Genomic DNA, 20,919 nt, shown 5'->3' with positions numbered 1-20,919 from the left:
AGACCCGTGGCCACTGGCCACGGGTCTGGGTCACAGCGAAACCGCTGCTCAGGAAGCTGCCGGCGACGCAGCCGCAACTTCCTCGGCCTCGGACTCGACCGCCTTCAGTAGCAGCCAGGGAGTGGCGATCTTCCACACGAAGTACACCATCGACGGGATCCAGAAGGCGAACAGGCCGTTCCAGGCCAGCGGACCGGTCTTGAACAGGAACACGAAAGCACCCGGGATCAGCAGGAAGCCGAGCAAGAAATTCAGGTAGGCGAACCAGCGCGGAAACACCGGCTTCGCCCGCTTGTCGATGAGCGCGCCGAATCCGATCGACCACACCTGGAGCACGAAGATACACGCGTTGCCGACCAGCATCAGCCAGAAGACGTCAGTGAGCGCCAGCAGTACATCGGGCGAGTGCGCTTCGGGACGGTAGGCCGCGGCGGCCATGATCGCCAGTGGGAAGAAGAAGCCGATCGGCGCGACGACGCCGGTCAGCAGCTGGATCATCGAAATGATGCCCCAGCCGCCTTCGATACGGCGCAGCTGCAAGCTGGTGACCACAACGAAGGGGTATTCGAAGGGCACGGCAAGAACCATGATGACGACAGCCAGCAAGATAGCGGTCCGATTGTCGACCAGCATCTCCACGACGCCGTCAGCACCCAGATTCGGGTCCCAGGGCGGCATCAGCTTGCCCATCGTGAACGCAACGATGAATGCGGCCAAGAGCAGGAACCCACTCCATGCCGACCACCGTTGCAGTTTCAGTTCGAGTCCTTTGTCCATCACGGATCTCCTTCGACCTCGTCCTCATCACCAACGAACATCTCGTTCACAACGAGAGCTCTCCCAGTGTGATCAACGACATTCCGTGGCATGTAAACCTTTCCACTGATCGGGACACTCTCCTGCCGAGCTGATCGCATACCCGGCACAAAAGAAACTCGACCGTGTGGCGCTGCCACACGGTCGAGAGGTTTCATCTAGCCCGTACCGACTGCCGACACGGCCGAGGCAGTGCAGCATTACTGCGAATATTCAGGAACCAATGTCCCTCAACACTCTTTTGAGAACCTTGCCCGACGGAGTCCGCGGCAGAGCTTCAACACACTGGATTTCCGCGGGAACCTTGTATTTCGCAAGCCGTGCACGACAGAATTCCTGCAGTCCTGCGGCATCGAGGGCGCTGTCCGCCCGGAGGACGACATACGCCTTCGGCACCTCGCCCCAGCGGGGGTGCGGAATACCGACCACCGCGGCTTCCACGACGTCAGGGTTCTCATACAGCACACGTTCGACTTCGGGTGTCGCGATGTTCTCACCGCCCGAGACGATCATGTCCTTCTTACGGTCCTCGATGAAGAGGTAGCCGTCTTCGTCCAGCCGGCCGATATCACCGGTGTGGAACCAGCCGTCGCGCAGCGCGGCACGGGTCGCTTCTTCGTCACGCCAGTATCCGGACATGACCTTGGGCCCCCGAACAACGATCTCGCCGAGCTCGCCGGCAGGCACCGAAAAGCCCTCATCGTCAACGATCGCGATGTTCACGTGTGCGACCGGGCGCCCGACCGATCCGACTTTTGTCCGCATGTGTTCCGCGTCGTTGACGGTATCGCCCGACACCGTCTCGGTTAGCCCGTAGGCATCGGCGAACCACGCCTGCGGGAAGGCCGCGGCAATCCGGTCGAGCAAGGGAATCGGCATCTTCTCGCCGCCACCTGTGATGAACCGGATCGATGAGGTGTCACGCTCGGCCACATCGGGCAACTGGAGCAGAGCATTCATCATCGATGGAGCGAGCCAGACATTGGTCGGCCGCAGCGCCTCGATGGCATCGATGACGGCCTCGGCGCCGAAACGGCGGACCAGACTCAACCGGCCACCGGCATGCAGCGTGGCAATGCCGGGCAGGTCCATGCCTCCGACGTGGTACAGCGGGCCACAGATCAGAGTGTTGTCCTGCGCGGTCAGCCCGAACTCGAGCAGATGGGCCAGGTTCTTCCAGATCAGGTTTCCGTGGGAGATCATCACGCCCTTGGGGCGCGACGTCGTTCCCGACGTATACATCAGTCGTTGCAGCGCGTCAGCCGTCACATCGTGAACCGGGGTCGAAGCACCGGCACGCGAATCCACCAGCGCATCGAATTCCAGCCACGACGCATCGGGGGCAGCGTCCAGCGTGATCTTGCGCTCGAGCCGCGGCAGGCTCGACACGAGGTCGTCGACGCCGCTGGTGAACTCGGACTCGGTCACGATGGCCACGGCCTCGGAATGCTCGAGGATGTACTGCCATTCGGCCGGCGACAGCCGATAGTTCAGCGGCAGGATGGCCGCGCCGATTCGATTGGCCGCCAACATGGTCTCGACGAACTCGACTCGATTGTAGAGCAGCACCGCGATGATCTGCCCTTCGGTGACACCGAGATCACGCAGGACAACCGAGAGTGCGTTCACCCGAGTATGTACCTCGGCGTAGGTCAGCTCACGGTCACCTTCGGACAGCGCGATCCGATCGGCGTAACGGTGCGCGTTGCGGTCTAGCACGGAAGCGAAATTGAACATTCGCGGAGCCTCGCAGTTGCTGAGGAGGAACAAGCCTCGAGAGATTTTCTGTACCGATCAGACTAGTAAACTGTGGGGCAGCTTACAACCACCCAATCGCGGCCGCGCCGCCCACCCTCACGGCAGCGAGTAGCCACCGTCGACCACCAGCGAGTGGCCGGTAACCCAGCGGGATTCATCACTCGCGAGGTAGACGACCGCGCCCGTGAGATCCTCGGGCGCACCGAGCCCCAGCGGATGCTTGTCCTCGATGGCCCGCATTGCCGCCTCCGGCAGCGTTTCATGCAGTGCTGTCGGAAAAGTTCCCGGGCAGACGGTGTTGACCCGGATACCTTCCTTGGCGTACTCGACCGCCGCCACTTTCGTCAGCTGGATCACGCCCGCCTTCGACGCACAGTAGGGAGCCGCGTAAGCCCAGGCAGTCAGACCACTCACCGACGCGATATTCACAATCGAGACACTCCCCCGCTTGCGCATCGCCCGCGCGACCGCACGGATTCCATGGAACGTACCGGTCAGATTGACCGTCATCGTCCGTTCCCAATCCTCGGTGGACAGATGGTGGATCCGCGCGTTCGGCGACACGATCCCGGCGGTGTTGACCAGCACGTCCACCGTGCCGTATCGCGTCACGGCATCTCGCACGAGTTCGTCGAATCGATCGCCGTTGGCGACATCGAGCGGCTCGACGGACACATCGACCCCCGCGCCACGCAGCTGTTCCGCGATCGACTCCACCGCATCGACCCGCAGATCGGCGAGCACGAGGTGTGCCACTCCCTCACCCGCACAGCGCTGCGCCACCGCCGAACCGAGCGCGCCGGCAGCACCGGTCACGACTACCGTTTTTCCTTCGAGCCTCGCGCCCATCAATCCACCTCTGCACTCACTCGGACGAATAAATTAGAACAATCGGTATAAGAAACCATTTACGCCGACCTGTCAAGGCCGACCAAGACGACGGATGCCTCGGTGCGTACGCACCGAGGCATCCGTCGTCGCCCGTTCGATCCGGCCGAGGTCAGCTACTGGTCGTCATCCGGTAGGCCGCGACATCGGTCTCCAGCGCATCCAGATCACACTGCCCCTCAGCGAATCCGTTGAACAACGTGCGACAGTAAGTCCGGGACAGATACTCAGCGTCCCAGCGTGCGTTCGGCTTGACCCACTGGTAGGTGCGGTTGTGCATATTCAGGAACTGAAGCATCGCCAATGTCGGGTCCGACTGCCGGAACGTGCCCTCCGCCATCGCCGCGACCAGCATCGAGCGAACGATTCCCTCGAACTCCTCACGCCGATCAAGCATTCTCGTGAGATTGTCTCCCGTGAGCTGGCGGTAGTCGTGCTCGTAGACCCAAATATGGTCCAGGCGTTCGAAAATGACGTTCAGCAGCTCTTCCGACAGCAGCCGCAGCTTGACCACTGACGGCGCCTCCAAGTCCTGGATCCGCCTTGCCGACTCCAGCAGCGGGCTCAGCACTCGCTCCTGGATCTCGACCAGGAGGTTCTCCTTCGACTTGATGTAGTAATACAGCGCGCCCTTGGCCAAGCCAACGGTGTCACCTATCTCGGTAATCCCCGTCGCCGCGTACCCTTTCGCGGCGAACAGCGCTGCGGCAGTATCGATGATCTCCTGCCGTTTGATCTCGTACGCCGGTCCATGCCCTGGTGGTCGCGCCATCTGACCCCTCGTTCGTCGAAACTCCCTGTCCGAATCATACGCCTTTCGAACGTTCGGTCTAACTTATGCGGAGGGCGGCCCGGAGTCCAGCACCTCGCGGATCGCCGCTTCGATGTCGGCCTCGTCTGGCAACCACGCCTGTTCGAGGACCGGAGCATACGGTGCCGGAGTCGAGGCAGCGGTAACCCGCACGACGGGTGCGTCGAGGTACCAGAACCCTTCCCGAACAGCCCGTGCCGCCAACTCGGCGCCGACGCCGAACTCTCCGACCGCCTGATGCACCACCACCAGACGGTTGGTCTTCTTCATCGATGCGAGGACCGTGTCGAAGTCGAGTGGGCTGATCGTCCGCAGGTCGATGACCTCGACCTCGATTCCCTCGGCGGACAAGCGATCCGCGACCGCCAGGCAGTCGTACATCATTTTCGAGTACGACACCACCGTCACGTCGGCTCCGGGCCGCCGGACGATCGCCTTACCGAGCGGCACCAGGTGATCGGCCGGAGGCTGCGGCCCCTTCTTTCCATAGAGCAGCCGATTCTCGATGAAGACCACCGGATTGGGATCCTGGATCGCCGCGCGCAACAGGCCATAGGTGTCGGCCGGGGTCGACGGCATCACCACGGTGAGCCCGGGAATATGCGCCAGCAGCGCTTCCAGACTCTGTGAGTGCTGCGCACCCGAGGACTTCCCCGCAGCGAACTGTGTGCGCACGACCAGTGGCATCGTGACCGCTCCGCCGGTCATGAATCGCAACTTCGCGGCCTGATTCATCAGCTGATCAAGGCACACTCCGAGGAAGTCGAAGTACATCAGCTCCACGACTGGCCGATAGCCCGCCATCGCCGCGCCGACCGCGGTGCCCATGATGGCGCTCTCCGAGATCGGGGTGTCGCGCACTCTGCCGGGGAATCGTTCGGCCAGCCCACGAGTCAGACCGTAGACGTTGCCGCCTTTGCCGACATCGATACCGGCCAGGAGCACCGTCGGGTCGTCCTCCAGCTCGCGGGTCAACGCGTTGGTGACCGCGTGCATGATCTTCATCGTGCCCTCGGTCGGCGTTTCAGGCTCGGGGATAGCGCGCCGCGGCGTAATCACATAGTCGGCAGCAGTCTCGACCGCGGGCGCGGGCGCCGCTACCGCCGCCGCGATCGCGCGCTCGATCTCCGCTGCGACCGCCTGGGCGACGGTTTCGATTCGCTCGGCATGTCCCCGTTCCCGCAACGTCGCTTCGAGGACGATCAGTGGATCACGCTGCTTCCATTCAGCCAGTTCAGCCGCATCGCGGTAGCTCTCGGGATCGCCTTCATAGTGCCCGTGCCACCGATAGGTTGTCGCCTCGACGATCACCGGACCCGATCCACGACGCAACTGCTCGACCAGTTCGAACTGGAGCGCGGCGACGGCACGAACATCATTGCCGTCGACATGCCGATAAGCGACACCGTAACCCGCCGCTCGATCCTGCAAGCTCGCGCGATGCTGGTCGGACGCGGCGGAGAACTCGGAATAGCCGTTGTTCTCACAGAAGAAGATGACCGGAAGATCCCACACCGCAGCCAGATTGACCGACTCGTGGAACACGCCCTGCGCGATGGCACCGTCACCGTAGAACGCGACGACCACACCGCCTTCGGCACGAAGCTGCGCGGCAGTGCCCGCACCGACCGAGATCGGCAGACCAGCACCGACGATGCCGTTCGCGCCGAAGATGCCCTTGCGTGGGTCCGCGATATGCATCGAACCACCGCGCCCTTTGCAGGTTCCGGTCTCCTTGCCCATCAACTCGGCGAACATTCCGTCCACCTCGAGCCCCTTGGCGATGCAATGCCCATGTCCGCGATGCGTCGAGGTGATGACATCACGGTCATCCAGCGGCCAGCAGGCGCCGACTGCTGAGGCTTCCTGCCCGATGGAGACGTGCAGGAAGCCAGGGATCTGGCTCGCCCGGTAGAGCCTGGCCGCGTTTTCTTCGAAGCGCCGGATGAGCAGCATCCGCCGATACAACTCGACCAAGGTCGGTTCGTTCTCGAGATCCGTTGCCTTCGATGGTGATTGAGTCTGTGTCATAGGTCTTTCGCCGATCGGTTGGTGACTCGAACCCGCGCCCTGTGTTGACGCGGGGCGGCATTACTCAATATTATACCGACTGTTCGAAAAAACAAGCCTTCACACTGAACGGCCTTAGACAGGATGGACCCGACATGGATCTAGAGTTGCCCGGCGAGGCGATCGAGCTACAGAAGCTCTGCCGCGACTTCGCTGCCACCGAGATCGAGCCGCACGCCGAGTCGTGGTCGGAACAGGAGCGGTTTCCCGCCGAGGTCTTCCTGAAGATGGGCGAGCTCGACCTCACCGGTCTGCTGATCCCCGAAGAGTACGGCGGCACCGACGCCGGCTTCGTTGCGTATGTCGCGGCGATGGAGGCCATCGGCGCGGCCGACCAATCCTTCGCCGCGGCCTGGAACGCGCACTCCACTATCGCATCGCTTCCACTGGCCGCGTTCGGAACCGACGAGCAGAAGCAGAAGTGGCTGACCCCGCTGGCCTCGGGTACTCACATCGGCGCGTTCGGCCTCACCGAGCCGACGGCAGGCTCCGATGCGGCCGGAATTCGCACGTCAGCGCGCCGCGACAGCGACGGCTGGCTGATCAACGGCACGAAGATGTTCATCACCAATGCCGGCACCGAGGTGAGCCTCGGTGTGACCATCCTTGCCGCGACCGGTACCAACCCCGATGGATCGAAGCGCTTCGGCACCTTCTTCATCCCCACCGGCACTCCCGGCTACACCGCGGGCAGCAAGCTGAAGAAGATCGGCTGGCATGCCATGGACAGCCGCGAGCTGGTCTTCGACAACTGCTGGATTCCGGCCGAGAACCTGATCGGCGAGGAAGGCAACGGCCTGCGCCAATTCCTGGACGTCCTCGACGGCGGGCGCATCAGCGTTGCCGCGCTGGCCCTCTCGCTCGCCCAGCGCGCACTCGACCTCGCGGCCACCCATGCCGGTCAGCGTGAACAGTTCGGCAGGCCACTCACCGCATTCCAGGCCATCCAGCACAAGCTCGCCGACATGGCCACCGAAGTGGAAGCCGCACGAGCGCTCGTCTATCGCGCGGCCTGGCTGGCCGACAACGGACGCCCGTTCGGTCAAGCCGCCGCGATGGCCAAACTCTATGCCTCGGAAGTGGCAAACCGTGCGGCCAGCGAGAGCGTGCAGATCCACGGCGGCTACGGCTACATGCGAGAGTCGACGATCTCCCGCTTCTACGCCGATGCCAAGATTCTCGAGATCGGGGAAGGCACCAACGAGATCCAGCGCAATGTGATTGCCCGGCATGTCATCCGGGCGGCCGGTGCCTGACACCTCGAACCACCTGCACCGCGACCCGCACCGGCGATGGACCCTCGGGGTAGGACCGGCCGTTCGGGCGACCCTTCCATGGTCACCTACCTTCGTGCATCAACATGCCACCGTTGGTGGCGCAACAATCAGGAGTTACCGATGAACGTTTTCCTCTGGATTCTGCAGGGCCTGGTCGCTGTGGTGGTAGTGGCCGCGGGCGCCGGAAAACTCGCACAACCGCGAGCAAAGCTGACCGAGACGATGGGCTGGGCTGAGAGCTTCTCCGACGCTCAGGTCAAGGCGATCGGCGCCGTGGAAATCATGGGCGGGCTCGGACTCGTCCTACCCGCACTGACCGGAGTCGCCCCGGTACTCACCCCGCTCGCAGCAGCAGGCATCGCCCTGGTCATGCTCGGCGCGGTGATCACCCATGTGCTGCGCGGCGAGAAGACCGAAATCATTCCCGGTGCAGTACTTTTCGTGCTGGTTGCGGTCATCGCCTGGGGCCGGTTCGGACCGTACGCCTTTTAGAAAGAACTATCGAGGCGCCCACTCAGCCACGGTCGTCACCTCGGCCTGCTGCGGGAACACCTTCTCGACGAGGACCCGATGCACTTCCGGGTCCGAGTCGAGGCAACAGTCGGCTAGCACTGTCAGCTCGAAATCCAGATCCGCAGCCTTGCGCAGTGTTGACAGCACGACACCGCTGGTCGCGATACCCGCGAGGACGAGGTGGTCGATCCCACCGGCCCGCAGGACGATATCGAGATCACTACCGGTGAATGCCCCGACCCGCCGCTTGGTGACCACGACGTCACCGGGCTCGGGTGCGATGTCCGGATGAATTTCGGTGGCGCGGTCGGCTCCGGTGATCGTGGGCGCGTTCGCGAGCCGGGCGAACATCTTGTTGCGGACGCTGATTTCCGGATATCCGGGCCGGAACCCGACCACCACGAAAATCACGGGAATGCCTGCGGACCTGGCAATTCCGATCGCATCGCGCAGTCGCGGCAGATATGACGAATCAGGGTAGCGGTCCACGACAGCACGTTGGACATCCATGACAAGAAGAGCGAGCTTGGCCACGGTGGCCCTTTCGTCGGGTGGTGCGCGGCCGAGCACGATCGCGTCGGGCACCAGCAGATACATAAGTCAACAACTGATTACTTAGACGGTATCCACGTTCCGCACTCATGTCAACGGATGATTACTTGTCGAACCGGCATGACACCTGGAGGTCTACGATCCCGCTATGCTGCTCGAGTCGTCGCAGTTGATGGGAGACGACACCCAGGGAGGACCGACCGGTGACAACGCGGAAGACCGACGATTCCAACCGTCGCGCTGCTGCCGCTCCAGCCGACGGCCGACGACGCCGGGATGCGGCCGCTACCCGCCTGGACCTGCTGCAAGTAGCCAGGAACCGATTCATACGGCTCGGCTACGACGCCACGACGTTGCGCGATGTGGCCGCCGAGGTCGGCGTCAACCCAGCCCTCATCACCCGATACTTCGGGTCGAAGGAGGGCCTGTTCAAAGCCACGATCGAGGCGACGCCGCGATTCTTGAACAGCGACAACGGGTTTCCAACCGAGATCGCGGGCATCGCCGACGCACTCAGCCGGCACCTGGCGGCCGATGCGTGGCCGGAGTTCGACGATCATCCGGTCCTCATGCTCTTGCACGCATCCGGCGACTCCGACGTAGACCAACTGCGTCGCAAGTCGTTGCAGGACATCAGCCGCCGCCTTCTCGAAGCCGCTGGACCGCCCGATGACGTGGACCGTGACCAATACTTGCTGCGAGCCGAGTTGGTCGTCGCATTAGGTATCGGAATCGCGGTGGCCCGTTCCGCCGTCGGCCTGGAGCCGCTGTCCACTGCTACGAGCGAGGAACTGATAAACCCGTTGCGAGACGTCATCGAGGCCCTGCTTGCGCCACGATCCCATCACTGACCCAGGCAGTGGATTGCCTCTCTACGCTACAGCGCCCAGAGGCGCGCACATGGTAGTGGCCGCAAACCTTCGGTCAGTTTCGCATCGACGACGACTTCCATGCCGAGCGGTCGCACAGTGCTCGCGAACAGTTCCGCACTCTTACGTGCCGCCCGGAAGTACAGCGGCGGGTGGCCCCGAAACCAGACCCGGATCCGGCATTCACCATCGCGATCGCGATCGCGATCGCCACGCCGAGCGGACCACCTGCGCGGCCCCATCGACTCGGCTGCTGGCGCACCAGGAGTGCCGGGAGTTCTGAACGAGTTTTGTCGAGCCATCGGGTGTCCTCGCTTTGCCGCAAACCAAGCGCCGGCTCCAGCCCGGCACCCCCAAAGCCAGATGAAGCAACATGCGTTCACATCGATACAATGAGTACTCTATATCCAATCCATAGCATTAATAGCTCAGAGTGGGCCGCCATGCCACACAATGCGTTGCATTATTCTCCGAGTAAGGTGCTCTAACTGCATACTTCAGTCGCGGAGGTCGATCGAGGTACGGTTCGGGGCAACCCTAGAATCGGTCCACCGATCAACAAGAAGTGTAAACACAGTGCACTGTTTAGCCTCTGCAGCAGGGTCGGGCCGCTTACTTCAGCACTATCGAAGTCACCGGGAATCCGGCTACGCCCGCCACTGGTTGGCCGACTGCAGGCCGGTAATGATCATCTCGCCGACCGATCCTCAGCCACTAACCATCTTCTTCCACAATTCGATTCGGCCGCCCCGCAGCCACGTGATGACGTTACGACACCTGCCGGACCGGTAGGGCGATGTAGGAGGGGTGCTCGGGCCCGCGATAGATCTCCTGCTCAGCGATGCGCAATGTGGTGGCCATGGCGCGCGGTTCGGCGGTGCCCGTATTGCGGGCGTACCTGGGAAAGGCCCCACTGGACACCTGGACCCTGATGTGATGTCCGCGCTTGAAGCGGTGCGCGGTTGCCCACAGCTCCACGGTGGCGCAGGTGAGTTCGTCAGCGCCGGTGAGGCTGACCAGTCCATCACAGACATTGAACGAGCGGCCGTCCGGATGGACGTCACACAGCCGGACGAACACATCCGCGAAAGCCAGACTGGAGCGGAACCAGATCTCAGCGCTGACCTCGCCGATGATCTCGACGTCTTGTTCGAGGACGGCGGTGCTGTAGGTGAGTACGTCCGGCCTGGCCTCCAGTGCGGTGTTGTCGACGCGACCTCCGCCGCGAAAGCGCATCACCACTCCGCCTGTGGCCGGCGTTGGATCAGCTGGGTCGTAACGGTAGCGGTCGGGCTCCGCGTCACCGGCGGGATCGCTGGGCGGCTGGTCGGACAACCCATTCCCCGAATGCAGGAAATAGCGCTCCGATGCATACCCCGACGGCGGCCAGGTCTCGAAATCGGCCCACGCCTCCGCCCCCATGACATACAACCGCACCGGGGCCCGCTGCGGTGGCTGCTGCCCGCAGGCGTGCGCGAGTCCGAATTCGAGTGACTCCCGGATCGGTAGGGGGTCTGTCGACAGGTGCGTCCACGGCCCGATCGTCAGCCGCGCCGGACGCCCCGCCTGCTGGAGGATCGTGAAATCACGGAGCTGGCCCGGCAAGAAGATGTCGTACCAACCGCCGATCGAACTGACCGGCACACCGGTTTCGGCCACTCGATGGCTATGGTCGATTCCGTCCCAACGCGAAGCGTCCGCGGGGTGAGCGACGATATCCCTGATGTAGTCGACCCGGTGCCCGGTCGCCACCAGATCGGCACGGTCGAGCGGCAGGGTGCGCATCGCGCGGTCATTCTTCCTGCCCTGGGTGAACTGCCGCAGAAGCGCCCGGGGCCGCTCCTGGCCATCGATCATGGCGCCCCACCCGAAGGGTGTCTCCAGCGAGAGTCCGTCCTTGCGCAGGAACTCCATCGTCAGAGCGGATTCGGTGACGTGTGGGACCATCGCTTTGACCTGCGGCGGAAGGCTGTCGGCCACCGCCCACTGCACATAGCCGAGGTAGCTTGTGCCGAACAACACCATGGAGTCACCGAACCATGACTGTTTCAGTACCCAGTCCAGCGTGGCCAAGCCATCCTCGCGCTCTTGCCGCAACGGATCGAACACACCACCGGAACCGAAAGTGCCGCGGGTGCTCTGAATGAGCACCTGAAACCCGCGCTCGGCCATCACTCGGCCCTGACTCAGGCTTTGAAGTCCCCTTCGTCCGTACGGGCTGCGATATAAGGCGAGTGGCAACGATTCACCTCCGACCCGCGGCGCCCACCGGTCCGCCAGCAGGACCACCCCGTCGGGCATCGCGATCTCAAGATCACGCTGGACCACGACATCTCTGGTCAGCGGTGGGTCCAGTGCGAACGCGCGTTGAACCAGCCGACTGGTCAGCCACTTCGTCGGCAGCAGTCTTCGTTCGTCGCCCCGTGCCATAGCTCGCCTCTCAACGGGCGGGCTCGAAAGCCCGCAGAAGTCCAGATATCTCACCAGTCGATTACATAGGGCTGAGTCACATGTGCGTCGAGATCGTCTCGCTACGTTCGAGAACGCGGCGGCTGCCCGCGATGATCCGTCGAACGCGTTCTTTTGCAGAGATTCCCCGCTCCTCGAGCTCTCGCAACGGAACTTCTGCGCTGACAGTGATGTGCTTCGGCAGGAGTGCCAGGATGTGCTCCAGCGGCAGGTCGCCGTCGCCTGGAATGGCGCGGTTGTAGATGGCCTCCGCCATGTAGGCGTCGAGATCCATGGTTCCGAGGGGGCCGTCGCTGACCTGGCAGTAGCCGAACAGCTCCGCATCAACGCCGGCGATGTCGTCAGGGCCTTCCCCGGCGCGCGCCAGATGCAAGGTGTCGACCATGATCTTGAGGTTCGGCTCGTTGATCCGCCGGAGCAACGTGACCGCCGCAGCGAGGCTGGGTACGTGAGAGAGCGGAGTGAATTCGATCAGAACCCCGACCCCGGCGTCGTTGGCAAGCCGCGCGAAGTCGCCCAACTGGTCCTCGATGAGACCGGGGTCGCGTTCCTTACTCCCATCGGGCTCGAAGGCACATGCGTTGGCATACGGTCCACCGAGTTCGAGGAGAAGATCCAACTGCCTCTCGAGACCGTCCAAACCCTGTCCCACGTTCAGGAGAAATCCGTCACCCATCGACACCGCCAGGTTCGCATCGGCCATCTGGGCGAGCAGGGCAGAACGGGCCCGCTGGTCGAGCACGCCCGGATGATTGACACTCAAACACACCGAATCGGCGCCGCCTGCCGCCGCAGCCGAAACGAAATCGGACACGGCGACCTTATACAGGCTCAGATGCTCGAGGCCTACCGGCCGGGAAAGTTGTTCGTGCGCCGACGAGCGGTTCATCATTCGCCCCATTCACTTCAATGCGTCGCGCGGCGACGAATTCACGTCGGCCCCGAGTCGCACGGTATGACGCAACGGACCGAGGAATACCTTCGGTTCCAATCAGTGGAACACTCTGGCCGAAGTGGCCCGATTACCAGGAAGCGAATGGGTGATCGCGGACAACTCGCTGGCGTTGCCGTCACCGTGCTCGAGGACCGGGACTCAGGATCTGCCCGCGACTGACGCGATCGGGGCCCTCTGAAAATCTGGCACTGTCCTCGTCCAGGCACAGGTTCGCTGGGCAGAAATAGGTATGGCCCGGGCAGTTCCACCGTCGCGGTCGAGTGTCACGGAGGCAACGCTTGGTCGGACAGCATTCATAGCTATCACGCCGAGGTTCCCATGTCCGAGCAGACCTTCGAGTCCAGCAGTAACCCTATGCAGACCGAAAGCAGATTGAGGCTTCGGCGTTGTAGGCGTTGTAACAAGCTGTTCGCGCCGATGACCGCCGAGTGTTCGTTGTGTCAGTCCTGGGATCTCGGATGGGTGCCGTCGTCTGGTCTCGGGTTCATCGTATCGTCGCGGCTGGTACACCGTAGTGTGACCCGTCCACACGCGCAGGTGGTGCCGTTGACGATCGCCATTGTGGAACTCGACGAGGGTCCGTGGATGTATACGACGATCGAAGGCAACGTCCCACCGTTCCCAGACTCGCCGGTCCGCGTGCGATTCGAACCACGTCCTCGGATAGATCGATTCCCGGTGTTCGCTATCTGCGCCGAAGTGACCGGTTCCGCCGATGGCATGCGTTCCGCGTCGCGGCCCGTGAGCGCGGCGAACGATATGGGCTCGGCTCGGCGTCCTGATCCCGAGCATCGCTACGACGTGTCGTGGGTCCGGGCAGCGCTTCGCCAGTGTGACCTCATGGAGAGCGCGGAATCGCTCGACTCGGCCGCGAAGTCCCTACTCGGTTTCGCGATCCGGTGGGCGCCGTTCGGCGGCGCCACTGCCGACGAGTTGCTCGTGAGCTTTGGTATGACACATCGGCGGTTCTTACAGATGGTGGACGAGGTGCTGCGCCCACTACGGACCGACTGTATGCAGGTGCGCGGACTGAAACGCCATTTGCAGGACTCGCTGGTACAGGCGTGGCGAACACCGCCTGCCGCGCAATCTGCAGGTGACGTCTGATGTAGGAGTCCGCACATTACAGACGATTCATCGTCTTGACGATACGCTGGGCATTAGCGAAAGGTGAGCGCATGATGCCCGGTGCTCGCGCACATGTCGAGTGGATCGCACACCCCAGATGACGGCCGACGATCCGCTCCAGACCAGCCGCGACGTGATCACGCCCGTCGCGGCGGATTTGAACGCGTCGGGGTTTGAAGACGCCGAAGAGATCGGGCACGGCGGTTTCGGTGAGGTCTATCGCTGCCGGCAAGCGGAGCTGGACCGCACCGTAGCGGTCAAGGTGCTGACCGCCGAGCTCGACGAGGACAACCAGGCGCGATTCCTTCGCGAGCAGCACGCGATGGGTCGGCTGACCGGACATCCGAATATCGTCACCGTCCTCCAAGTCGGCGTAACGGTTGGCGGGCGTCCCTATCTGGTGATGCCGTATTACCCACTGGATTCGTTGGATGTGTGGATCCGCCGGCACGGCCCGTTACCAGCAGAGACCGCGTTGTCGATCGGGCTGAAGATCGCTGGTGCGCTGGAAAACGCGCACCAGCTCGGAATCGTGCATCGCGACGTGAAACCGGGAAACATTCTGCTCACCGACTATGGCGAGCCGGCGTTGACCGATTTCGGTATCGCGCGCATCGCGGACGCATTCCGGACGAGTACCGGCACCGTGGTCGGGTCCCCGGCATTCACCGCGCCCGAGGCACTCAGCGGCGAGGATCCGACACCGGCCACAGATGTATACGGACTCGGTGCGACCTTGTTCTGCGCACTCACCGGACATGCTGCTTTCGAGCGCCGCAGTGGTGAGCAGATGGTGGCACAGTTCGTGCGGATCACTAGCCAGCAGGTGCCGGACTTGCGGGAAGGCGGCATTCCCGACGATGTGTCGGGCGTGGTGGAATCGGCGATGAGCCGCGATCCGCGAGAAAGGCCGTCTGCGGCCGCGCTCGGCGAGGCCATCCGGAAGGTACAGCTGTACCACGGAGACCAGGTCGGTGACATGGCGCTGTACCAGGCGCCAGACGGCTGGCCGCTGAACCACACGTCGGCGCGGCCGAGAAGGGTCGAGACGTCTGGGGTGCGAACCCGCGGCAACACAGACAATCTGCCGCTCGAGCTGACCAGTTTCGTCGACCGCCGCACCGAGACCTCGGAGGTGAAGAATCTGCTGTCCACCTACCGGCTGGTGACGTTGACCGGGATCGGTGGCGTCGGGAAGACCCGGCTGGCATTGCGGGCGGCGGCGAATGCTCAACGCGATTTCGCCGACGGGGTGCGGATTGTCGAGCTAGCCGACGTGCGCGACCCCGCGCAGTTGGTGGAAGTCATCGCTGCGACCCTTCGCCTGCTGGACCAGTCCGACCGGCCGTTGCTCGACGTTCTGACCCAGTTCCTGAGTTCTCGAGAAATGCTGCTGGTTCTCGACAACTGCGAGCAAGTAGTGGCCGCCTCGGCGGACCTGGTCGAGACCTTGTTGGTTGCTTGTCCGAGCCTGCGGATTCTCGTCACCAGCCGTGAGGCGCTCGACATCGCCGGAGAAGCAATGCTGCGGGTGCCACCACTGGCGGTCCCGGATCCCGAACGCGAGCCGACGTTTCGAGGTCTGTCCAGATACGACGCGGTGACTTTGTTCGCCGACCGCGCCGCGGCGGTGGTACCTGGCTTCGAACTCTCCGAGGACAACAAGACCACCGTGGCTCGAATCTGTTCCCAGCTCGACGGCTTGCCGCTGGCGATCGAACTCGCGGCGGCGCGGATGCGCGCCATGTCTCCCGAACAGATCCTGCAACGGCTCGCTGACCGGTACGCGCTGCTCACCCGCAGTAGCCGCACCGCGCCGACGCGGCAACAGACGCTGCGATGCTGCATCGACTGGAGCTACCAGCTGTGCACGCCGACCGAGCAGCGGCTGTGGGCTCGTTTGTCGGTATTCGCCCGCGGCTTCGAACTCGACTCCGTCGAGTACGTATGCGATGTCGACCGGGCGCCCGAGAATCTGCTCGACGTGCTGTCTTCTCTGGTGGACAAGTCGATTGTGATCCGGGAGGGATCGGATGGTCCCGTGCGCTTTCGGATGCTCGAGACCGTGCGCGATTTCGGGCGGGAAAAGCTGCAGGCGGCCGGCGAGTACGAGGATCTGCGCGTACGACACCTCGACTGGTCCCAGCGTTTGGCCACGAATGCGGAGGCGGAATGGATCAGCGAACGACAGGTCTACTGGCTCGCGCGGCTCGCGCGTGAACAACCGAATCTGCGGGATGCGCTCGAGTTCTGCCTTGCCGAAGACAGTGCGGAGGCCGCCGAAGCAGGGCTGCGCATCGTCGCCGCGCTGTTTTTGTTCTGGAGCTTCCGAACCCAGTACAGCGAAGGTCGGCGCTGGCACGACCGCGTCCTGGCCCACCCGGCCGCGCGCTCGATACCCGCCCGTGTCAGGGCACTTCATACGGCCACGATCATGGCGGCTATACGGGGTGAGCTGCACCATGCGGACGCCCTCGTCGAGCAGGCACGCGCACTCGCCGAACAGGACCCCGTTCCCACAACCCAAGCACTGGCCGCATCCGCCGAGGGCGCCCTAGCGCTGTATAGAGGTGAACTCGATCGGGCGGTGTCCGCACTCCGACCTGCCCTTGAGGTGTTCGAATCGAACAGGCAAGACTATTTGTATATCTCTGCGTTGTCCATGCTCGGCTGGGCATATGCGGGTAAGGGCGATACAAGGCGGGCGACCGAGTATCGCGAGCAAATACTTTCGATCAGCGAAGCGTGCGGCGAATCGCTCTTTCGGTCGATAGCGTTGTGGGGGATGAGCATTTCCCTTTGGCAGCATAACGAACGGTCCCACGCCCGCGAGTTGCTACTGAAATCGCTGCGAATCAGCCGACGCGTACACAGCCCGCTCGTCGCAGCGCTCGACCTCGAAGTGCTGGCCTGGACCGTTGCCGATGACAATGGTGAGCACGCAGCCGTGCTGATGGGTGCTGCGGAGAATCTATTGCGGCCCGCCTCTGTCACGAGTCTGTTTGCAGGGTTATCCCGCTATCAAGACGAAGGCGAGCGCATGGTGCGTAGCGGGCTCGGTGAACGAGGATTCGATACGGCATTCCGGCGCGGCCAGAAGATGGGGATGGACGCTGCCGTGGCCTACGCACTAGGAGAGCCGCCGATCGTCGCGCCACCTGCGGACGGAACGATATTGACCAAGCGCGAACGGCAAGTCGCGGATCTCGTTGCCCAAGGACTCACCAACAAGCAGATCGCGGCGAGGTTAGTCCTCTCGCAACGCACCGCACAGGGCCATGTCGAACACATTTTGAGCAAACTCGGATTCACCTCTCGCGCCCAGATCGCAGCCTGGATCGTCGCCGAGGCCCAGCAAGGAAACTCCTGACCGCTTGCGTCGATTCGTCAGCGCCCGATGCCATTTCTCGCCTTTCGGCGGTTGGCTCGAAACCCGCGCAGATTTCCACGACCTGCGCGGGGCTGACCCATCATGGCGCGTCGTACAGTCATGGCAGATGCATGAGGACCGAATAGGAATGATCGGATGAGTCGCGAGTCCCCCAGGGCGCAAGCTCGGAGCCTGTCGGACTGACGGTTTGGTGAGCGGTATATTCCATATCGCTGATGTAAGCACGATGGTCTATGGCCCACAGACCGTTCCGGCAAGACCACTGATCAACATACCGACCGGTGTAGAACTGGTCGGTGACAAGCCCGTCCTGCGGGTCGGTTTGCAACCACACCGCGACATAGGTCTCGCTGGCCGCCGTTGCCGACGGTAGGTCGAGCTGGATGAACTCGTTGCTCACCCTGTGCGAATGAGCGCGGAACCCGGCATGGTAATCCCAGACAAAGTCCAGAAACCCAGCTCCGCTACCCCGGTATCCAGGTCCGTAATCGGCAGTTCCATCTGGATGCCACACACGATCGGCCAACACGCGGTCCATACGATCGAGCCCTCGACAATAGGAATGCAGCACCTCACGGATAGCATCCTTTGCCAGCAAAGCAGCGACCGGATCGATAATATCGGGCATAGTCTCTCCTCAGTATTCGGTCAAGCGCAATCGGTTTGACCGAGTTCACGAACAGCCGCCGCGACTGGCACTGCGGCCAGGTGGCGCTCCGTCTCGTTTGCCACGATGCCCACCACTTCGCGCCGCCGAAACTAGGGCAGGAGCAGGACCTTGCCGAACAGGTCGCCCGCGAGCATTGCCTCGAAGCCCTTGCGGGCTTCGGCGAGGGGCAACTGAGAATGGATCGGCGGGTGGATGTCGTTTTCGGCGCAGAATCGCACGAGCTGCTCGAGGTCGTCGCGGGTACCCATGGTGGTTCCAACGATCCGCAGTTTGGCCATGTAGACGCGCTCGATGTCCAGCGGCGGATTGGAGCCAGAGGTCATCCCGGCGACCACGATCACTCCGCCGGGGCGGACCGCCTTCATGGAGTGGTTCCAGGTCGCGGCACCCACTGTCTCCAGTACGGCATCGACGCGCTCCGGCAGTCGGGCTCCCGGCACGAATGCCTGATCAGCGCCCAGTTCAAGCGCGCGTGCGCGCTTCTCCTCGGTCCGGCTGGTCACCCACACACGCACACCCGCGGCCTTGCCGAGCATTGTCGCCGCGGTCGCGACGCCACCGCCCGCGCCCTGTACGAGAACAGTACTCCCCGGCATCGCGCCGGCGAGAACGAACAGCATCCGGTATGCCGTCACCCAGGCAGTGGGCAGACACGCCGCATGCTCGAACGAGATTGTCATCGGCTTGACTACGAGATTGCGTTTTGGCACGGCAACACGCTCGGCGAAGGTCCCGTCGTAGATATCGGAAAGCATCGTGACCTGGGGATCGAGGATCTCCTCCCCCGCCCAAGCCGGGTCGTTGATCAGTGCGTGGATGATCACTTCACGGCCGTCTTCATCGATCCCTGCGGCATCGCAGCCGAGCACTCGCGGTAACGGCGCGCTCTTCGGCGTACCGACCCCACGCAACGACCACACGTCGTGGTGGTTGAGCGAGGCGGCGCGCACCCGAACGACGGTCCAGTCCTGTTGCGCTACCGGCTCGGGGTGCTCACCGACGCGCAGACCAGCTATTGGATCGGATGCGTCGACACGGGTGATCGTTGCCGCTAGCATGCGCTATGAATCGAGGCCGGGCGCTCATCGGTGATGATGATGACACGTTTGCTGATATCCATGAAATTCTCCTCGTCTTCCCGCAAGATTCTTCCTCCTTCGCCCGCATACCATTTCGCCCAAAGTTCGAGACCGGCTCGGTCTTCGAACGTGAACTCCGTGACGCAGTCGTAGGCAGGCTCGGTCGTGCCGCTACCGAGCCGCACCGCGTGGTTCTGCTGGTAATATTTTATCGCCGCCCCGACGTCGGTCGGGATAATACGCGCAGCGAGATGCGCGTGGCGCTGTTCATAATAGGCGCAGAACTCCTCGACCGCGAGATCCGGACGGCGCTTGATCAATACCATCATTTTTATCATTGCTTATCAGTTCTTACTCCTAGAAGAAGCCGTGGTCTTCGTACGGTACGCCGAGCAACTCACAGATCATGAGTGACGGCAGAGGCAGCGACAATCCCTCGACGAGATCGACCGGTTTCGGACGCTCACAGGCGCACACACAACCACACGAGGCCGTCACCTCGCTGGTTCAACAAATCGTCAAAGGTTGAGCGCTACTCCGGTTCGCACGGTGAAGCTGGGCAGGTCCTGAAGTGAAATAGTCGCCTCATAGGTACGGCCATACCTCGTCGAATCTATTTTCCAGCCGTCGGCAGTACGCCGATATCGGTCGTTGTAAAACGCTGCTCCGATGAGCATCAAGTTTTCTTCGCGCATGATCACGCGATCTTGCAGATACCAGCGACCGGTCGCCTCGTCGCCGCTGATGATAATCTCCGGATGATTGACCCGATGCTCGGTGAGGACCGTCGGCCCGAGGGCTTCCCGCATGAACTCGACCAGGTTGTCACGGCCGACGAAGGTGAGATTACCGCCATGATGGCCGTCTTCACCGTAGTCGCCGATGACATTCTCGGTCAGAGTATCCGCGAGGACTTCCCACGCTTTGGTGTCGATCGCGTACAAATAGCGGTACTTGACCTGCTTGATGGCCTCGATGTCATCCATGTGCCGACCCTTCTCAGTCGCGATCCCAGCGGTTGTAGCCGCTGGAAGCTACGGACTCGCTCAATGCTCGGGAGTCATAGGTGAAGAAATCGACCGGCTCGAACTCGATCACCACGCGCGCCGGCGTATCGAGCAACTGCATCTGCTGACGGAACGCTTCTTCGTCGGATGCCATGCCGACCCGCTCCAAGAACAATGGGAGAAGCCAGCGCACTAGATCGCGATCACCGTCATGAACTGTTGCCAGCGTCTTGGTGGTGACCATGGCCCCCATCATTTCGGTGCCCAGACTCGACACAACAACACAACTCTGTGGTCGCGCACGTAGCGCTCGCACACGCTTTCGATTGGTCGTAGTATGAACCCAGAACTTGCCGCCTGACCATACAAATGAATGCGGCATACCAACCGGCCAACCTTCCTTGTTGGTCCAACAAACGGTGCACTCGTTCTGAAATTCGAACAGACTCTCACGGTCGGCATCGGACAGCTTGAAGGCCGACAAATCCTCGAGGTTGTCCAGCTTCTTTCCCATGCCGAGAACACTACGATGGACGTGAGAATTCCGATCTCGCCTTTCCACTCATCGAGATCCCTTGGACAGAAAGACAAAAGACCGGGAAGGCCTTGACACAGCCACCATGCCACAGTAAATCGCGGACCCAACCATGGTGACGGCTCAAATGG

18 protein-coding genes and 1 pseudogene are annotated in these 20,919 nt (G+C 62.6%); 5 read left to right on the top strand and 14 right to left on the bottom strand.

Features of this window, described 5'->3' with window-relative positions; translation table 11 throughout:
- Positions 1–48: 48 nt before the first annotated feature.
- The 5 genes from IBJ82_RS32580 to IBJ82_RS32560 form a co-directional block, all read right to left on the bottom strand.
- On the bottom strand, positions 49–777 hold the full coding sequence (locus IBJ82_RS32580) for a hypothetical protein (RefSeq protein ID WP_194829819.1): 729 nt from the start codon (positions 775–777) through the stop codon (positions 49–51).
- A gap of 252 nt (positions 778–1,029) precedes the next feature.
- Positions 1,030–2,553: a long-chain fatty acid--CoA ligase gene (locus IBJ82_RS32575; RefSeq protein WP_194829818.1), complete on the bottom strand. Its 1,524-nt coding sequence runs from the start codon at positions 2,551–2,553 to the stop codon at positions 1,030–1,032.
- A gap of 117 nt (positions 2,554–2,670) precedes the next feature.
- Entirely contained in the window at positions 2,671–3,423 is a 753-nt protein-coding gene (locus IBJ82_RS32570; RefSeq protein ID WP_194829817.1) for an SDR family NAD(P)-dependent oxidoreductase, read from the bottom strand.
- Positions 3,424–3,574: 151 nt separating this feature from the next.
- The gene (locus IBJ82_RS32565) at positions 3,575–4,234 is read right to left on the bottom strand and encodes a TetR/AcrR family transcriptional regulator (protein ID WP_194829816.1); all 660 of its coding nucleotides are present in this window, start codon (positions 4,232–4,234) and stop codon (positions 3,575–3,577) included.
- A gap of 63 nt (positions 4,235–4,297) precedes the next feature.
- Positions 4,298–6,304, bottom strand: coding sequence for a pyruvate dehydrogenase complex E1 component subunit beta (locus IBJ82_RS32560; RefSeq protein ID WP_194829815.1), 2,007 nt, complete (start codon positions 6,302–6,304; stop codon positions 4,298–4,300).
- A gap of 41 nt (positions 6,305–6,345) precedes the next feature.
- Between IBJ82_RS32560 and IBJ82_RS32555 the strand changes: the two genes are divergently transcribed.
- Positions 6,346–7,599, top strand: a complete 1,254-nt coding sequence (locus tag IBJ82_RS32555) for an acyl-CoA dehydrogenase family protein (RefSeq protein ID WP_370585583.1) — start codon at positions 6,346–6,348, stop codon at positions 7,597–7,599.
- Between the two features lie 141 nt (positions 7,600–7,740).
- On the top strand, positions 7,741–8,112 hold the full coding sequence (locus IBJ82_RS32550) for a DoxX family protein (protein WP_194829814.1): 372 nt from the start codon (positions 7,741–7,743) through the stop codon (positions 8,110–8,112).
- 6 nt (positions 8,113–8,118) lie between these two features.
- On the opposite strand, the gene IBJ82_RS32545 is transcribed toward IBJ82_RS32550, so the two are convergent.
- Positions 8,119–8,730 (bottom strand): cysteine hydrolase family protein, encoded by a 612-nt coding sequence (locus IBJ82_RS32545; RefSeq protein ID WP_228538024.1) that lies wholly within the window; start codon positions 8,728–8,730, stop codon positions 8,119–8,121.
- 158 nt (positions 8,731–8,888) lie between these two features.
- Here IBJ82_RS32545 and IBJ82_RS32540 point away from each other — a divergent pair, with 158 nt between their 5' ends.
- On the top strand, positions 8,889–9,536 hold the full coding sequence (locus tag IBJ82_RS32540) for a TetR/AcrR family transcriptional regulator (RefSeq protein WP_194829813.1): 648 nt from the start codon (positions 8,889–8,891) through the stop codon (positions 9,534–9,536).
- 786 nt (positions 9,537–10,322) lie between these two features.
- On the opposite strand, the gene IBJ82_RS32535 is transcribed toward IBJ82_RS32540, so the two are convergent.
- Positions 10,323–11,984 (bottom strand): CocE/NonD family hydrolase, encoded by a 1,662-nt coding sequence (locus IBJ82_RS32535; RefSeq protein WP_194829812.1) that lies wholly within the window; start codon positions 11,982–11,984, stop codon positions 10,323–10,325.
- A 76-nt stretch (positions 11,985–12,060) separates the two neighbouring features.
- Positions 12,061–12,912, bottom strand: coding sequence for a sugar phosphate isomerase/epimerase (locus IBJ82_RS32530; protein ID WP_194829811.1), 852 nt, complete (start codon positions 12,910–12,912; stop codon positions 12,061–12,063).
- Positions 12,913–13,296: 384 nt separating this feature from the next.
- On the opposite strand from IBJ82_RS32530, the gene IBJ82_RS34960 reads away from it, so the two are divergent.
- Both IBJ82_RS34960 and IBJ82_RS32515 read left to right on the top strand, forming a co-directional pair.
- Positions 13,297–14,085 carry a Zn-ribbon domain-containing OB-fold protein gene (locus tag IBJ82_RS34960; protein WP_228538023.1) on the top strand — a complete coding sequence of 263 codons (789 nt, stop codon included), beginning with the start codon at positions 13,297–13,299 and terminating at the stop codon, positions 14,083–14,085.
- A 118-nt stretch (positions 14,086–14,203) separates the two neighbouring features.
- Positions 14,204–17,476 (top strand): protein kinase, encoded by a 3,273-nt coding sequence (locus tag IBJ82_RS32515; RefSeq protein ID WP_194829810.1) that lies wholly within the window; start codon positions 14,204–14,206, stop codon positions 17,474–17,476.
- Positions 17,477–17,594: 118 nt separating this feature from the next.
- On the opposite strand, the gene IBJ82_RS32510 is transcribed toward IBJ82_RS32515, so the two are convergent.
- From IBJ82_RS32510 to IBJ82_RS32490, 6 genes and pseudogenes are all read right to left on the bottom strand, one after another.
- A complete protein-coding gene (locus IBJ82_RS32510) occupies positions 17,595–18,125 on the bottom strand; it encodes a nuclear transport factor 2 family protein (protein WP_194829809.1) in 531 nt (176 codons plus the stop codon).
- A gap of 131 nt (positions 18,126–18,256) precedes the next feature.
- A complete protein-coding gene (locus IBJ82_RS32505; RefSeq protein ID WP_194829808.1) occupies positions 18,257–19,225 on the bottom strand; it encodes a zinc-binding dehydrogenase in 969 nt (322 codons plus the stop codon).
- Positions 19,219–19,572 carry an EthD domain-containing protein gene (locus tag IBJ82_RS32500; RefSeq protein WP_228538022.1) on the bottom strand — a complete coding sequence of 118 codons (354 nt, stop codon included), beginning with the start codon at positions 19,570–19,572 and terminating at the stop codon, positions 19,219–19,221. The genes IBJ82_RS32505 and IBJ82_RS32500 overlap by 7 nt, the downstream gene beginning before the upstream one ends.
- A 34-nt stretch (positions 19,573–19,606) precedes the next feature.
- A pseudogene (locus IBJ82_RS34955) lies at positions 19,607–19,705 on the bottom strand (cytochrome P450); the annotation flags it as partial.
- A gap of 59 nt (positions 19,706–19,764) precedes the next feature.
- The gene (locus tag IBJ82_RS32495; protein WP_194829806.1) at positions 19,765–20,232 is read right to left on the bottom strand and encodes a nuclear transport factor 2 family protein; all 468 of its coding nucleotides are present in this window, start codon (positions 20,230–20,232) and stop codon (positions 19,765–19,767) included.
- A gap of 13 nt (positions 20,233–20,245) precedes the next feature.
- Positions 20,246–20,767 carry a hypothetical protein gene (locus IBJ82_RS32490; protein ID WP_194829805.1) on the bottom strand — a complete coding sequence of 174 codons (522 nt, stop codon included), beginning with the start codon at positions 20,765–20,767 and terminating at the stop codon, positions 20,246–20,248.
- Positions 20,768–20,919 lie beyond the last annotated feature (152 nt).

Source organism: Nocardia sp. XZ_19_231 (assembly GCF_015355705.1).
Taxonomy (GTDB): domain Bacteria; phylum Actinomycetota; class Actinomycetes; order Mycobacteriales; family Mycobacteriaceae; genus Nocardia; species Nocardia salmonicida.
This window is presented reverse-complemented; position numbering and strand designations above follow the sequence as displayed.

What these genes read in the sequence shown, in the direction of transcription:
- IBJ82_RS32580 (WP_194829819.1), bottom strand. Translation starts at nt 777, where the DNA reads ATGGACAAAGGACTCGAACTGAAACTGCAACGGTGGTCGGCATGGAGT.
- IBJ82_RS32575 (WP_194829818.1), bottom strand. Translation starts at nt 2,553, where the DNA reads ATGTTCAATTTCGCTTCCGTGCTAGACCGCAACGCGCACCGTTACGCC.
- IBJ82_RS32570 (WP_194829817.1), bottom strand. Translation starts at nt 3,423, where the DNA reads ATGGGCGCGAGGCTCGAAGGAAAAACGGTAGTCGTGACCGGTGCTGCC.
- IBJ82_RS32565 (WP_194829816.1), bottom strand. Translation starts at nt 4,234, where the DNA reads ATGGCGCGACCACCAGGGCATGGACCGGCGTACGAGATCAAACGGCAG.
- IBJ82_RS32560 (WP_194829815.1), bottom strand. Translation starts at nt 6,304, where the DNA reads ATGACACAGACTCAATCACCATCGAAGGCAACGGATCTCGAGAACGAA.
- IBJ82_RS32550 (WP_194829814.1), top strand. Translation starts at nt 7,741, where the DNA reads ATGAACGTTTTCCTCTGGATTCTGCAGGGCCTGGTCGCTGTGGTGGTA.
- IBJ82_RS32545 (WP_228538024.1), bottom strand. Translation starts at nt 8,730, where the DNA reads ATGTATCTGCTGGTGCCCGACGCGATCGTGCTCGGCCGCGCACCACCC.
- IBJ82_RS32535 (WP_194829812.1), bottom strand. Translation starts at nt 11,984, where the DNA reads ATGGCACGGGGCGACGAACGAAGACTGCTGCCGACGAAGTGGCTGACC.
- IBJ82_RS32530 (WP_194829811.1), bottom strand. Translation starts at nt 12,912, where the DNA reads ATGAACCGCTCGTCGGCGCACGAACAACTTTCCCGGCCGGTAGGCCTC.
- IBJ82_RS34960 (WP_228538023.1), top strand. Translation starts at nt 13,297, where the DNA reads ATGTCCGAGCAGACCTTCGAGTCCAGCAGTAACCCTATGCAGACCGAA.
- IBJ82_RS32515 (WP_194829810.1), top strand. Translation starts at nt 14,204, where the DNA reads ATGACGGCCGACGATCCGCTCCAGACCAGCCGCGACGTGATCACGCCC.
- IBJ82_RS32510 (WP_194829809.1), bottom strand. Translation starts at nt 18,125, where the DNA reads ATGCCCGATATTATCGATCCGGTCGCTGCTTTGCTGGCAAAGGATGCT.
- IBJ82_RS32505 (WP_194829808.1), bottom strand. Translation starts at nt 19,225, where the DNA reads ATGCTAGCGGCAACGATCACCCGTGTCGACGCATCCGATCCAATAGCT.
- IBJ82_RS32500 (WP_228538022.1), bottom strand. Translation starts at nt 19,572, where the DNA reads ATGGTATTGATCAAGCGCCGTCCGGATCTCGCGGTCGAGGAGTTCTGC.
- IBJ82_RS32495 (WP_194829806.1), bottom strand. Translation starts at nt 20,232, where the DNA reads ATGGATGACATCGAGGCCATCAAGCAGGTCAAGTACCGCTATTTGTAC.
- IBJ82_RS32490 (WP_194829805.1), bottom strand. Translation starts at nt 20,767, where the DNA reads ATGGGAAAGAAGCTGGACAACCTCGAGGATTTGTCGGCCTTCAAGCTG.